Source organism: Methanobrevibacter sp., from assembly GCF_017409525.1.
In the GTDB taxonomy this organism is placed as follows: domain Archaea; phylum Methanobacteriota; class Methanobacteria; order Methanobacteriales; family Methanobacteriaceae; genus Methanocatella.
This window is the reverse complement of sequence record NZ_JAFQSO010000014.1, coordinates 123,840-138,262: the sequence shown is the minus strand read 5'-3', so window position 1 is coordinate 138,262 and position 14,423 is coordinate 123,840. Positions and strand designations below refer to the sequence as shown.

Below are 14,423 nucleotides of genomic sequence, written 5' to 3'. Positions count from 1 at the left end.
AACAATGATTAATATAAATAGTAGAAATATAAAAAACTATATTAATCATTAAATTTTATTGTTTATGGCAATAAATAACTCTAAAAAAAGGTTTTGGAGAACAATAAATGGATTATAAGATTAGTGTCATAATTCCAGTTTATAATGCTGAAGAAACATTAAAAACAGCTATTGAATCTGTTATTAATCAAAGCATTGGTTTTGATAATATCGAATTAATCATAGTTAATGATAACTCTAGAGATAATTCAAAAAAGGTCATTGATTCATATTCTGAAAAATATGAAAATATTAATGGAATTCATTTAGAAAAAAATTCAGGATTTCCAGGTAAACCTCGAAACATTGGTATTGACAATGCTCATGCCCCCTATTTAGTATTCTTAGATGCAGATGATGAGTATCTGCCAAATGCATTTGAAATCTACTACAACACAATTACTAAAGAGAAATCTGATTTTGTAATGGCTACTCATTATTGGAATCTTGAAAACGACAAAGTTAAAGTTAATATCTTACATGAAAGTGATGAAGATTATGATTTAATTAACTTTGACCCTTTATTAAATGAGGAAAATTTTAGAAAAACAACTTATTACCATGTGTCTCCTTGGGGAAAAATATTTGACAAAAATGTAATAATGAAAAATAACATTAGATTCCTTGAAGATTCATTATCTGAAGATGCCTATTTCTATTATAAAACGTTAATAAACTCTAAAAAAATTACATTCTTACCAAATGATGCGCTCTACATATATAATATTGCTGATTCAAACGACTCAATTATCCATTCACATAATTTAAAAACTTTCGATGCATTTTTAAAAGGATTTGAAGAAGTATTAAAATTACTTGAAGATGTGCCATTTAAAAAAACACATCCAATTCGAGCAAGTGTTCAAAGCCTGATATTATTATTTTCAAATTTGACTATAAAAGAAAAAAAAGAGAATATTCATAGAGTATATGAACTAGAATCGACCATTAATGAAGAAATTTATTTGCCTTTAAGAGAAGTAAAATTATTAAACGATGAAATCTTAAAGCAGCATTATACTCGTGCAATAATCCTTTCAGAAATATATTCAAAATTATACAACAATAATTTTATAAGAAAATTTTACAGAAAATTCAGATATGCAATCAAACATTTATTACATTTATAAACCTAAATAGATATTATGAAGACTAAAAAAGAGCGAATTTTTTATTATGATTTCTTAAGGGCATTTGCAATAATTGCAGTTATCGTTTGCCATGTGGACCTTTTTTTAGGTCCGCTGACAACTCAAGCCCAAATCATTGGCCAGATGACATTCCATGACCTTGGAAGAGTCGGCGTCCCTATCTTTTTAATGATTAGCGGAGCATTGCTTTTAAATAGGGAATATGACCTCAAGGATTTCTTAAAAAGAAGATTTGCCAGAATCGTTTATCCGTTCATCTTCTGGATCATACTGATAATGGCTCAGCTTTTGTATTTGCATACCAGCCGTGAGGGAATGTGGAACACATTCATTGGACATCCCTCAATAACATGGTATTTCTGGACTCTTATCGGAATTTACCTCTTCATACCAATCATCAACACATTCATAAAAAAATATGGAGAGAAAGGCTGCAAATATTTCCTGGCCATCTGGTTTTTCACAATCATCCTGAAAACATTCAGCTCTTATCCGCTGTTTCCTGATTTCAACCTAGACTGCTTTGCGGGATACGTTGGATATCCCGTCTTGGGCTATTACCTGAATACCAAGGAATTCAGACTGTCCGATAAGAAGATGTGCATTATCGGATTGGTTATGCTAATCATTTCACTGGCCGTATTCGTCTATCTGGATTACCGCAAGATGAGCTACATCTCACTCATCTATTTGAATGTACCTATAGTGTTTATGGGGTCTGGAATGTATCTATTCGTCAGATACCTTGACAGAATCACCTCATTTAAGCACATCAAGGACAATTTCATAGGAAAAATGATCGTTTCGATAAGCATTTGCAGCTACGGAATGTATTTCTCCCATCCAATAATCATAAGAATCCTGGAGTCATTCGAAATCAAATCAAACCTGCTGTTCCCAGTGATGTTTGTCCTGACAATATTCCTGTCATGGCTGCTTCCATATGTCTTCTCAAAAATTCCATACATTAAAAAGGTTTGTGGAGTATAGATTATTCACCTTTTTGCTACATTTTAAGTAGGATATTCAAAAATATTAAATATCACATCTAAGTTACTAGTTTTTATGAACAGGAAAATTTTAATTGCCACTATCGCAATTGTGATAATCATAGGTGCCGGCGTATATGTATTTACAAATGAGTCGTCGCAAACCCGCCAAATAAATATTGATGCAAATGCACTTGAAGACAGAGGAAACCTTGTCGTTGACTCAGAAAGTCTGGATGAAAACAATGGATTTTACCACACGGATGCCAGTGACAATAACTCCATTTTAATTAGAAATGGAGGAAACCTAAAATTAGCTAACTCCATTGTCAACAAAAGCGGAGATACTGCTTCATCTGGTGATGATGCTGACTTTTATGGCATTAACTCAGGCATTCTGGTTAACACAAATGGAACATTAGACATTTCAAATGTGGAAATCATCACAAACTCTGAAGGATCCAACGGCATTTTTGTCACTAATGCCGAAAGCTCTAGCTCCGGCAGTGAAGATTCACAGCAAGAAAATCCTCAAGGACAACCTCCAGAAGCTAATGGGAATGCATCCAACCAAGGCGGTGAAGGAGGACAACCACCTGAAGCACAAGGTTCCGGCGATGGCGGACAAGCCCCCGGAGGTGATGGTGGAAGCCAACCCGGTTCAAGTACAGTTGAAGGAACAACAGAAGCCACCATCAGCAATGTGAAAATAACAACACACTGCGATAAATCAAGGGGTCTTGATGCCACATTTAATGGCAAGATTACCGCTTCATATGTTGTAATCAACACTGATGGGCAAAGCTGTGCTGCTCTTGCAACAGATCGTGGAGAGGGTGAAGTGCATGTGTCAAACTCTGAAATCAACACTGGTGTAAGCGGAGACAGCGGCAGAGGTTCGCCTTTAATCTATTCGACCGGAAACATCACTGTGGAAAATACGCAGGGTACCGCTTACGTGTCACAAATTGCATGCATTGAAGGCAAGAACTCAATAGAGCTTACAAACTGTGACCTTAAGGGTTACGGTGAAGGAAACAGGCAAGATGGAGAGGAATATGTTGATCTGGGCGGAGTGTTCATCTACCAGTCCATGAGCGGAGATTCCGATGTTGGAACATCACTCTTCACCGCCACCGACTCCAAACTAACAATCCCTTCAGAGTCTCCAGTCTACAAAGAAGCTCCGATGTTTCATGTGACAAACACTGCCTGCGTGATTAATCTAGACAATACCGAGTTAAGCTTTGGAAGCGGCATATTTTTAGAGATTGCAGGTCAAAACCAATGGGGAAATGAAGGATCCAACGGCGGAACAGCCGAAGTAAACACAGACAATGAAAACATTGAGGGCGACGTCATCGTTGATTCTATCAGCTGCCTGAATTGGACCATGAAAAACACCGACTTCAAAGGAGCCATCAATTCAACCGGAAACACAACCATTAATGTTGCAGACGGTTCAACATGGACCTTGACCGGTGACTCCACAGTTTCCAATTTAGTCGTTTCAGGAAACATTGACTATGGGGAATACACATTAACCGTTGATGGCAAAACCTATGACAGTTCAAACCCGTTTAAAGAATAGGAAAGAGTGATTTCTTTCCTAATTTTTAATTTTTTAATGAATTCTGATAATCTTATCGACTTTATCAAAATCACTGCCAAAACCAACTAATTATGAATTTTCAATATCTAAATTAATTTTCAGCAATTCTACAATCCCAAATCAATTTTTAAATTAAATCAAATTGACAAACATTATAAACCAATAAAAACAAAATATAATACATTATAAATTAATGAAGGTAATATGAAATGTCAAAACCTGTAGTTGCAATAACAAGGCCAAAGGATAGGGCAAAAAAGGCTTGTGATATTGTTGAAAACCTAGGTGGCGAAGCAATTCTTGCGCCCACACTTGATTTGGAACCAATCAACAGCGAATCCTTAAAGGAATTGGTCGAAAGGAAAGATGAGCTTGACTGGATTGTATTCACATCACCGACAACAATCGTTTCGCTGAACAAATTCTACCCAGAATTTTTAAAGAATTTAGATTGTAAATTGGCCGTTATTGGAAATAAAACTGGGAAACTAGCTGAAAAAAATGGCTTGACTGTTGATTTGATGCCTCGAGATTTTACGGCTGAAGGACTAATCGAAGAGTTTAAAAACCTCAATATTACTGGAAAGACCATTGGAATTCCAAGAACTGCCTCTGCAAGGCCGATTTTGCCCGAAAGTTTAAGGGAACTTGGAAATGAAGTGATTTTAGCCGAAGCATATAAGTCATTATTTCCGATGGATAAAAAAGCGGTCAAAGAGCTTATCGATAAAATCGAAAGCAAAGAAATTGATGCGATTACATTTACAAGCCCTCTGACTGTTGAAACCTTCTTTGAAATAGCTGAAGATAAACAGAAACTAGCTAAACTTTTAAACGACAATTTATTGACAGTCTGTATTGGTCCGATTACTGCAAGGGTTCTGGAAAAATACGATATTGCCTACATTTACCCTGACACTTACACCGTTCCCGACATGATGGAATTATTATTTAAGACATGGAGAGAAGAAAATGAATGATAAGATAAGCATTATTTTGCCAATTTTTAATGTTGGAGACCATCTCAAAGGTGGAATCGACTCTCTTATAAATCAAACTATTGGAAACGAGAATCTGGAAATCATAATGGTCAATGATTGCTCAACTGATGGATCAGGAGACATCATTGATGAGTATGCTGAAAAATACGATTGCTGCGTTGCAATACATCACGAGACAAACAGCGGCGGAGCGCACACCCCCCGCAACACAGGTATTGAAGCATCAACCGGTGACTACATCATGTTTTTAGACCCCGATGACAGATACACCCCTGATGCCTGTGAAACATTATATGATGCGGTTAAAGAATATGACGCTCAAATGGCATTCGGACGCTTCAGGAGAATATTCGAGTATGGAGGATATGTCCAAAAGTCATACTCCCCCTACAAGGACGACCTGGAAAGCACATATCCTGATGAGACCTTTGAGTCTGCAAACTTCCTGGACATCCCCGATGTGGTTTGGGACAATGTCGTTGAAAGAGTTTTATACGGCAAAACATTGGAAGTCACCTACCCTAGAGACAAGCCGCTGGATGTAATCCATGTCGACAATATCGAACAGGAACCTGACCTGTTGAAAATGCAGCCATCCGTATGGTGCAAAATCTACAAAAGGGAATTGATAATGGACAATGACATACGATTCAAGCCATACGTTTCAGGAGATGACATGGCATTTACCCTGGAAGCTCTCCTAAACGCAAAGGGAATCGTGTATCTGAACAATTTCATTTCCTACGACTATTACATTCGTGACTTGCCTAACGACAAGTCAATCACAAATAACGTTAACGTGAGGCTTTTGGATGAACTGATGGAAGCCTACATCTATTGCAGAAAGAAAACCGAAGGATTTTCAAAAGAGGTGCAGACAGTGTCCGTCAATCCTCACCTGCTTCACTGGATGCACACCTGGAAGAATTCCCCTTTTACAAAAGAGGAAAACAAGCTGTTGCTTAAAAAAGTGAATAGGCTTAAAAAAATCCATAAAAGCGACTTGAAAACCAGAATGCTGCTAAGTTCAATGACAACAGCATTAGAGTCCAAAATAATGACTTCAAAGGAGTAAAGACATGTCTGATTATAAATATGTTATCGTTGGAGCTGGACTTTCCGGCCTTACGATAGCCGAAAGAATTGCTAACGAATTGGATGAAGAGGTATTGGTTATCGAAAAGAGAAAGCACATCGGCGGAAACGTCTATGACTTTTATGACGATGGATTATTAATTCAAAAATACGGGCCTCACATCTACCACACCAATGAAAAGAAGGTCCATGATTATCTCTCACAGTTTACCGAATGGAACGACTACGTTCACAGGGTCTTAAGCTACGTGGATGGAAAGCTCGTTCCAATGCCTATCTGCATTGACACCTTGAATGCCCTCTATGACCTTGATTTGGATGAAGAGTCAATGAAGGAGTGGATTGAAGAGCACAAGGAAGACATCGATGAGGTGAAATCATCAGAAGATGTTGTCTTGAAAAATGCCGGCCGTGACATTTACGACAAGCTGTTTAAAAACTATACTGAAAAGCAGTGGGGAACTTCAGCGGCTAATCTGAGCTCCAGCGTCATTTCAAGAATCCCATTCAGATTCAATCACGATGACAGGTACTTTGCAGACACATATCAGGGAATGCCCAAGGAAGGATTTACCAAAATGTGCGAAAACATGATCAAATCAGACAATATACATGTCGGGCTGAATTCAGACTACAAGGACTATATCGACAAGATTGACTATGAGACATTGATATATACCGGCCCTATCGATTACTTTTATGATTACAAATATGGAGAACTTTTATACAGATGTTTAAACTTCGTATATGAAATCTTAGATGAGGATTCATATCAGGATGTTGCGGTTGTCAACTATCCGAATGACCCCTACTTCACAAGGATTACAGAATTCAAAAAACTAACTTGGCAGGAAGTTAAAGACAAGACCGCAATCATGAGAGAATATCCCGGATTCAATGGCGAGAAATGCTATCCTTATCCGACACAGGAATATCTCGACAAGTTCAAATTATACAAAGCGGAAATGGAAAAAGAGGAAAATGTCATCTTTGCCGGAAGACTGGCCAAATACAAATACTACAATATGGACCTAGTCGTTAAAGATGCATTGGAAATCTTTGAAAATCAGATTAAATAGGTGATGATATGATAACTATTTGGCCACAATACTTAGATAAAAACTTAAGCCTTTCCGAAGGCCGCAAGGTCTCAAAGGAATATGCCGTAGCGGATCCTAGCCTTTCAGATATCGAAAGGGCACTGAAAAGACTTGGTTTGCAATACAATATTGATAGAGAAAGAGCATATCCTGGAAAATGGTATGAAAAATCAGGCAGAATCCTTGTTGAATGGGAAGGCACAAAATTGGAATTGCTTAAGGAAGTTAGCCTAAAGATTAAGGAAATTAGAAACTGATTATTATGCAGATACCACCATTAATGCACGAACAGTACTGGAAAGCATGTGAAATCATAGAAAATGCCGAAGACATCAAGATATATTCCCACATTGACTGCGACGGAATCTGTTCAGGTGCAATATTATCAACCACACTTGACAGACAAAATAAGACCCATGAAATCGAATTTGTCAATTTGGATGTCCTGGATGATATCGAACTAAATCATGAGCTTACGATATTTTCCGATTTGGGTTCAGGCCAACGTGTCGACACCAATGCCAAAAAAGGGCAAAAAATCATCATTCTGGACCACCACCCTCCCTTAAGAGACCTTGACTATAATGAGGGCAAAGATTACACTTACCTGGAAATCAACCCAATGCATCATGGAATTGACGGATCATATTACGTTTGCGGCGGAGGACTATGCTATTTTCTTGCAAAAGAATTTGGATATAAGGATTTGAGCTGGATTGGAGTCCTATCAGCCATCGGAGATATGCAGAATACAAAAACAGGCCATTTTGAAGGATTGAATGAAATCATTCAACAGGATGCAATCGATGAAGGTTATCTTGAAGTTACCAAAAATGACATTAACATCTATGGAAGGAACACAAGACCGCTATTCGTCGCCCTTTCCTATTTCAGTGACGTTAAACTGCCAATCACAAACAACACTGCAGAAACCATGGCCATTCTAGAAGAATTGGGAATCGACGAGAAGCACAACAGGAAAACATTGAATGAGCTGACAATGGAAGAGAAAGGAAGGCTTTTCCAAAGGCTTGTTGAGATGATCTCAAAAGTGGTTCCCGGAAAATATGTGAGATACATTCCTCAATTAATAATCGGAGATTCATACACATTTCTCAATGAAGACGAAACCAGCTTTTTAAGGGACGGTTCCGAGTTCTCAACTGCCATGAATGCATGCGGAAGGAACCGTGAAGAAATTGTAGCCATGGAAGTTTTAAAAGGAGATAGGATTGAAGCATTGGACCAGCTTGAAGCAATCAGCAAAACCCACAGATACAACTTGGCCACATCAATATCTAAAATTACTGAAAATGATGAGGCAAACATCATTGAAATGGAAAACCTGCAATATTTTGACGGGACAGGAATCAAACCAGAAATCGTCGGAACAGTAACAGGCATGATTTTAGGACACTGCAACTGGAAAAAGCCAATCATAGGATTTACGCAAACTGATGAACATGGCCTGAAGGTTTCCCTCAGGTGCTCCAGACTGCTTTCATATGACGGAATTCATTTTGGAAGCATTATCCGTGAAATCTCATCGGAAGTCGGAGGAACTGGCGGAGGCCACGCAATGGCATGCGGTGCCTACATTCCACTTGATAAAAAATCAGAATTCATTGAACGATTTAACGAGGAATTAACTGGAAAATTAACAAACTAATATTTATATAAGATAAATTAAAAATATAAAACATATCAATTTAAATTGAGGAATGAATATCATGAAAGCATTTAAAAAAAGAGGTGCGCTTACACATTTTCAAATATTGAGTGAAATATCAAAACAAGACCCTCACCTCAAACAAAAAGATTTGGCTAATACTTTGGGAATTACAATACAGGCTGTTTCAGAAAACATTAAAACTTTAATTGAACAGGGATACATCACATCCAAGGATGGCAGGTCCCCTTATAAAATAACTCAATCAGGCATCGACAAAGTTAAAAAAGATGCTATAAGCTTAAGGAAATATTCAGATTCTGTTTTGGAAACCATGAACCACTATAAAACAATCTGGCCGGCAATTGCCAAAGAAGACCTTAAAAAAGATGAACTTGTTGGTCTTTTTATGGAAGATGGAGTCTTATATGCTCATAAAAAAGAAGAAAATGCAACAGGCATAGTCTTGGAAGATGCTGAAGAAAATATGGATGTTGCCTTAAGCAATCTTACAGGACTTATAGACATGACCGTGGGCGAAGTCACCGTCATTAATGTGCCAACAATCAAAGATGGCGGATCCAAAGCATGCGATTTAGACCTGATTAAAAACGTTTATGATAACGGAACCAACACCGGCGAAGCAATAGATAAGGTTGCCGTTGCAGGAACCGTTTCCCGTGCAGTGGTTAAAAAACTGGGTTTGCCTTTGGATATTGAATATGCCGCACCCCAAGCAACTGCAAATGCAGCACGCAAAGGATTGAATGTGCTTGCAATCTGCGTTGGGGATATGAGCAAGGCATTCACACGCGAACTTGAAAACGAAAAAATCAAATACAACATTATTGATGGCGGGAAATAACTAATTTTCCCTCACTCTCTTTAATAATGCGGCAGCTATTTCTTCACTGCTTAAATCTGAAGATGAATTCTTTTTTATTATTTTAATATATTTTTCCAAATCACCATTCCTAACCGAATTTTTAACCTCATCCATAACCAGATTATTTTTGATATCTTCGATTTCCTCATCTGTCGGGATCCTTTTCTCTTCAATGCCCGTCTTGTTCTGCCTTTTAATGTTATCAAAAGCAGGGATATCCTGAAGAGTAACCAAAGTCAATGCATATCCGGAACCACCTGCTCTAGCGGTTCTTCCAATTCTGTGAATATATGCATCATGATTTTGGGCAACATCATAATTAATTATAAAATCCAGATTCAGGATATCCAAACCACGGGCGGCAACATCCGTTGCAACCAAAAAGTCAACATTACCGTTTCTGAATTTATTCATTACCTTATCCCTTGTCTTTTGGGTCATGTCACCGTGCAAGGCCTGACAGGAATAACCATTCTTTTTTAAATTTTTAAAAACAAAATCAACACCTTTTTTGGTATTGCAGAATATCAATGCTGATTTTATGCCATAAATATCAAATAGCTTGCATAAATCATCAAACTTATGCTCATGGTTAGTTTTAAAAGAGTATTGCTTGATTTTAGGAATGTTTTTCTTTTTGTTTTCAATTTTTATAAATTTTGGATTGTTTTGATAATTTTTAGCTATTTTCCTTATTTCCTGAGGAATTGTCGCTGAGAAAAGTAGTGTTTGCCTCTGGCGAGGAGAAGCATTTAAAATCTGTTCAATATCCTCCCTAAAACCCATGTCAAGCATTTCATCAGCTTCATCCAAAACAACAGTCTCTATCCCAATCAAATCCAGATTGCCCCTTTGGATATGGTCAATTACACGGCCAGGAGTTCCGACAACTATATGAACTCCCTTTTTCAATACCCTGGTTTGTTTTCCAATCGGTTGACCGCCATAAACAGCTAAAACCTTAAGTTTCTTAACATATTTGGCCAGCTTATCAATTTCACCGGCAACCTGCATGCATAATTCCCGTGTCGGGCATAAAACGATAGCTTGAGGAGATTTGTCAGGAATGAAAATCTTTTCAAGAACGGGAATCGAAAAAGCAAAAGTCTTTCCGCTTCCAGTGTGAGCCTGAGCCGTAATGTCCATATTTTTCAGTGCTATTGGAATCGCCTTATTTTGAATTGGAGTCGATTTTTTAAACCCCATCTCACCAATAGCTTTTAGAATGTCATCTGAAATATCAAAATCCTCAAAATTCATCATATTAATATATAAAAAAACAGATATTTAAATCAATTTAGTCTGATAGGTTTTCTGCGGAAATTCATGCAGATACTTAAAAATCTCATTAGGGTTATTCATGATGCTGTTTTGGGAAGTTCTCCTTTTAAAGATATCCATCAATTTTTTATCCCGAGAGGATGGGATTGAATAGCTATTCCCATATTCCCTAATGTATTTCTCTTTTAAGCCAGGGAAATGCTTATCTAAATTTTCATAATAATACTCACGATTGCCCTCTCTGAGAGTCAAGCCCATTCCATAACATATTATGCCCTTAACCTCAGATTCGATGCAATAATCCAGAATGGAATTAATGTTGTCTTCACTGTCATTAATGTAGGGCAAAATTGGACACAGCCACACGACAGTGGGAATCCCCTCTTGATTTAGCCTTTCAAGCACTTCCACACGCCTTGAAGTGGGGCAAACGTTCGGCTCCAAAATGCCGCACAAATCATCATCTGCAGTTGTCAGTGTCATCTGCACGACAGCTTTCGTTTTTTCATTGATTTTTTTAAGCAAATCCAAATCCCTTAAAACCAAGTCGGATTTTGTAATGCAAGTGAATCCGAAACCGTAATCATTAATTAGCTTCAAAGCGTTTCTTACATATTTCAAATTTTTTTCCAATGGAACATATGGGTCTGTCATTGCACCGGTTCCAATCATGGAAGGGGTTCTCTTTTTGAGTTCCTTTTTTAAAAGCTCCAAAGAGTTCTCTTTAACCTCAATATCTTCAAATTCATGATCCATTCCATAGATTTTGCTTCTGGAATCACAGTAGATGCAGCCATGGCTGCAACCCCTATAGAGATTCATCCCATTATTTTTGGACAAGATGCTTTTTGCGGTAGAATAGTGCATGAATCTAGTTTATCGAAATCAATATATAAAAGGCTTCCTAGAGCATATGTTAAGTATTATAAATTACAGATTAAAATCATGCAACAAAAAAACATTACCGGATATGAAACAGAACATGAAATTAAACAACACCCTTCCATCAAAGGCCTTCAAATAATAGACGGCAAAAATAATTTCCCCATTAGTTGGCTCAACCAGCAAGGATATTGCGAATACCAGCTATATCTTGAATACATGAAGGGCATAGAAACTGCACCAACTCCCGAAATGACACACGGCAGTGAAATCCACAACCAGCTTGAAGACATTTTCAAAAAGGATTCGACACCTTCAACCTTTGAAGATGCCGTTGAAGCGTCTAAAGAGACCGCATCCATGTCAAGAGAATGCTTTGTGGTTGCTCCAGAGTTCGGAATCAGAGGATATATCGATGAAATCTGGATGAAACCCGATGAGATTGTCATAATCGATGACAAGCCTGGACGTACACCATACCAATCCACAATGAACCAGGTGAGAGCCTACAGTCTTGCATTCAAAAGCATGACAAATGATAAAAGAAAAATCAAATCGGCACTAAGGGAGCGCGGAACAAGCAACCTATTCTGGATTGAGGTATTCACTCCAGAAATTGAAAAGGAAATCAAATTCACAATCAATAGAATGCACGGCTTGTTTGATGGATCAAAACCGTTTATTCCAACAAAAAATCCGAACAAATGCAACTCCTGCAGGTACAAACGCTACTGTGAACACTACAAAAAAATATAATACAATATAAAACAAAATTTAAATACGACCATAAAATAAGGTGAATAAAATGCCGGCAGAACAAACAAACTTAAAATGTCCAAAATGCGGAGCAGACATACTGGAAGACTCAAAATTCTGCGGAACATGCGGAAGCGATGTTTCAAACATTCCAAAAACCCAAGAATCATCCAAATCAGACAACAAATGTCCAAAATGTGGAGCAGACTTACCAGAAGGTACAAAATTCTGCGGAACATGCGGAAGCGAGGTCACTGCAACTGCAAAAGTCATGACAGCACCTCCAACCAACTCTCAAAGCTATAACTCCACCACTGTCGGAGGAGTAAGATTCAATCTGCCAAATGGGTTTTTCCAAACTTCAAAGGAGGATAACCAATACAGAAAGTCCAGTGGCGCAAACGTATATAAACACATATACCAGAGAAAAGATGAAGTCGTAACCATTGACGTTGCCACATATGAGAATGCCTTCGTTGATGACGAATTCGTTAGAAGAAATGGTGAACGCAATGGAATGAGTAAAACTACCATAAACGGTGTTGAAGTATACATGCAGGAAAAAACAGGCAATGTGACATCATACACACTTATCTACACACAGTTGAACAGATATATTGTTATAACATCAAATTGTGAAGCTGCTAAAGAATTCATAGCCGTTAACACTGCTGCAGATTTCCAAAACCTGCCTCAGGCGCAATATAAAACCCCTCCAAACAAAGGAAAATTACTTTATGGAATAGCGGGTTTAGGAGTTACATTATTGCTCATGTATCGTTCATTAATACACCATAATAACATACTCGTTTTTATATGGATTGCAATCTTATTTATAGACTTTTACTACATATACAGAGCATATAAAGGATCTATTTAATACTATGGTGATTATAGGGTTCGTTGAATACATTAAACAACCCTATTTAAACCTAAATAAATCTTGTTTTTCTTATACACCTTATCCAAAATTTCATTCCATTCATCAACAGTGATATGCCCTTTATTTGGAATCATATTATCAAGTGACGATTCGTTTAGGTTCAAGATATCCGCTAAAACAAATGACAAGGTCCTGCCGGTCAAAGACAAATCATAAGGGTCGTAACCTGTAACGGCCAAAACCCACATATTGTCTTCAGATGAACTATTGTATTCTCTCCTTAATGAATCAAACCAGCTGGCAATTTTTGCACCATCATCAATGGAGATATAGTAGTCTTCACCTGAAAACTCGATATTGGCTTGTGCTTTTTTTATCTTGTCTTCAAGTTCGGGAGACCCAATCTCCAAGTCAAACTCGTTATTTGTGATAGTATCAGACAAATAGTTTTCAATTTCTTTTTTATTTTTAAAAAAACCTAGAGGCTCCAATCTATCCGGATCCCTATCACACAAATCAAAAATCAAGTCCTCATCAACATCACAAATCTCATAGCCATCAAGCTTATGAGACTTATATTCCTTAAAGTCAATGCAATAATTTTCCAAATCTTCCTTATTTAGATACCAAAGGACTTGAACTTTTTTAATCATATTAATCAAAAAAAATAGCCATTTAAGCCATATTAACAACTACAGTTTTTGTTATCTTTCCAAATAATCTATCTGTATTCATAAACCTGCCAATAAGCCAATCAAATAAGATAGGTATCCAATAGATTTTGGTTAAATTTCGAACAATTGCCTGTGGCCAATTAATATGAGCCCCATTTCTAGACCTAACTTCCAAATACATTATTGCCTTACCAATGGTTGCGCCTTTAGTTTTTTCAAGGAATACGAAGTAAACGAATCCTAAAATCGGAGCTATATATGGGAATGCCCCATAAACGTAATTAATATCCAAAGGACTGAATACTAAAGATAATAAAAATGCTAAAATCCACATCACTGCGGAGACAACAAAGAAATCTAAGATATAAGCAATAATTCTTCTTGAGAAAAAACTTACCATTCTAT

Annotated in this window: 15 protein-coding genes; 11 read left to right on the top strand and 4 right to left on the bottom strand. The window is 37.3% G+C overall.

Annotated features, from left to right (window positions below):
* The first annotated feature begins 107 nt into the window (after window positions 1-107).
* The 9 genes from IJE64_RS08960 (at window position 108) to IJE64_RS08920 (ending at window position 9,521) form a co-directional block, all read left to right on the top strand.
* Complete coding sequence (locus IJE64_RS08960) at window positions 108-1,169, top strand: glycosyltransferase family 2 protein (protein ID WP_292784990.1); 1,062 nt, start codon at window positions 108-110, stop codon at window positions 1,167-1,169.
* A 15-nt stretch (window positions 1,170-1,184) separates the two neighbouring features.
* A complete protein-coding gene (locus tag IJE64_RS08955) occupies window positions 1,185-2,180 on the top strand; it encodes an acyltransferase (RefSeq protein ID WP_292784988.1) in 996 nt (331 codons plus the stop codon).
* 75 nt (window positions 2,181-2,255) lie between these two features.
* On the top strand, window positions 2,256-3,770 hold the full coding sequence (locus IJE64_RS08950) for a hypothetical protein (protein ID WP_292784986.1): 1,515 nt from the start codon (window positions 2,256-2,258) through the stop codon (window positions 3,768-3,770).
* Between the two features lie 230 nt (window positions 3,771-4,000).
* On the top strand, window positions 4,001-4,771 hold the full coding sequence (locus IJE64_RS08945; protein WP_292784982.1) for a uroporphyrinogen-III synthase: 771 nt from the start codon (window positions 4,001-4,003) through the stop codon (window positions 4,769-4,771).
* Window positions 4,764-5,867 (top strand): glycosyltransferase, encoded by a 1,104-nt coding sequence (locus IJE64_RS08940; protein WP_292784980.1) that lies wholly within the window; start codon window positions 4,764-4,766, stop codon window positions 5,865-5,867. The genes IJE64_RS08945 and IJE64_RS08940 overlap by 8 nt, the downstream gene beginning before the upstream one ends.
* 4 nt (window positions 5,868-5,871) lie before the next feature.
* On the top strand, window positions 5,872-6,966 hold the full coding sequence (gene glf / locus IJE64_RS08935; protein WP_292784978.1) for a UDP-galactopyranose mutase: 1,095 nt from the start codon (window positions 5,872-5,874) through the stop codon (window positions 6,964-6,966).
* 8 nt (window positions 6,967-6,974) lie between these two features.
* A complete protein-coding gene (locus tag IJE64_RS08930) occupies window positions 6,975-7,244 on the top strand; it encodes a signal recognition particle subunit SRP19/SEC65 family protein (protein WP_292784977.1) in 270 nt (89 codons plus the stop codon).
* A 2-nt stretch (window positions 7,245-7,246) separates the two neighbouring features.
* On the top strand, window positions 7,247-8,656 hold the full coding sequence (recJ, locus tag IJE64_RS08925; protein ID WP_292785050.1) for a single-stranded-DNA-specific exonuclease RecJ: 1,410 nt from the start codon (window positions 7,247-7,249) through the stop codon (window positions 8,654-8,656).
* A gap of 61 nt (window positions 8,657-8,717) precedes the next feature.
* Window positions 8,718-9,521: a winged helix-turn-helix transcriptional regulator gene (locus IJE64_RS08920; protein WP_292784975.1), complete on the top strand. Its 804-nt coding sequence runs from the start codon at window positions 8,718-8,720 to the stop codon at window positions 9,519-9,521.
* On the opposite strand, the gene IJE64_RS08915 is transcribed toward IJE64_RS08920, so the two are convergent.
* Both IJE64_RS08915 and IJE64_RS08910 read right to left on the bottom strand, forming a co-directional pair.
* Window positions 9,522-10,805 carry a DEAD/DEAH box helicase gene (locus tag IJE64_RS08915; RefSeq protein ID WP_292784973.1) on the bottom strand — a complete coding sequence of 428 codons (1,284 nt, stop codon included), beginning with the start codon at window positions 10,803-10,805 and terminating at the stop codon, window positions 9,522-9,524. It lies immediately after the preceding gene.
* Window positions 10,806-10,829: 24 nt separating this feature from the next.
* Window positions 10,830-11,690: a radical SAM protein gene (locus IJE64_RS08910; RefSeq protein ID WP_292784969.1), complete on the bottom strand. Its 861-nt coding sequence runs from the start codon at window positions 11,688-11,690 to the stop codon at window positions 10,830-10,832.
* Window positions 11,691-11,768: 78 nt separating this feature from the next.
* On the opposite strand from IJE64_RS08910, the gene cas4 reads away from it, so the two are divergent.
* Window positions 11,769-12,461, top strand: a complete 693-nt coding sequence (gene cas4 / locus IJE64_RS08905; RefSeq protein WP_292784967.1) for a CRISPR-associated protein Cas4 — start codon at window positions 11,769-11,771, stop codon at window positions 12,459-12,461.
* A gap of 49 nt (window positions 12,462-12,510) precedes the next feature.
* The gene (locus IJE64_RS08900; RefSeq protein WP_292784965.1) at window positions 12,511-13,341 is read left to right on the top strand and encodes a zinc ribbon domain-containing protein; all 831 of its coding nucleotides are present in this window, start codon (window positions 12,511-12,513) and stop codon (window positions 13,339-13,341) included.
* Window positions 13,342-13,373: 32 nt separating this feature from the next.
* Here IJE64_RS08900 and IJE64_RS08895 read toward each other — a convergent pair whose 3' ends face one another.
* Window positions 13,374-13,997, bottom strand: a complete 624-nt coding sequence (locus IJE64_RS08895; RefSeq protein ID WP_292784963.1) for a hypothetical protein — start codon at window positions 13,995-13,997, stop codon at window positions 13,374-13,376.
* Window positions 13,998-14,019: 22 nt separating this feature from the next.
* Complete coding sequence (locus IJE64_RS08890; protein ID WP_292784961.1) at window positions 14,020-14,418, bottom strand: RDD family protein; 399 nt, start codon at window positions 14,416-14,418, stop codon at window positions 14,020-14,022.
* Between the last annotated feature and the right edge of the window lie 5 nt (window positions 14,419-14,423).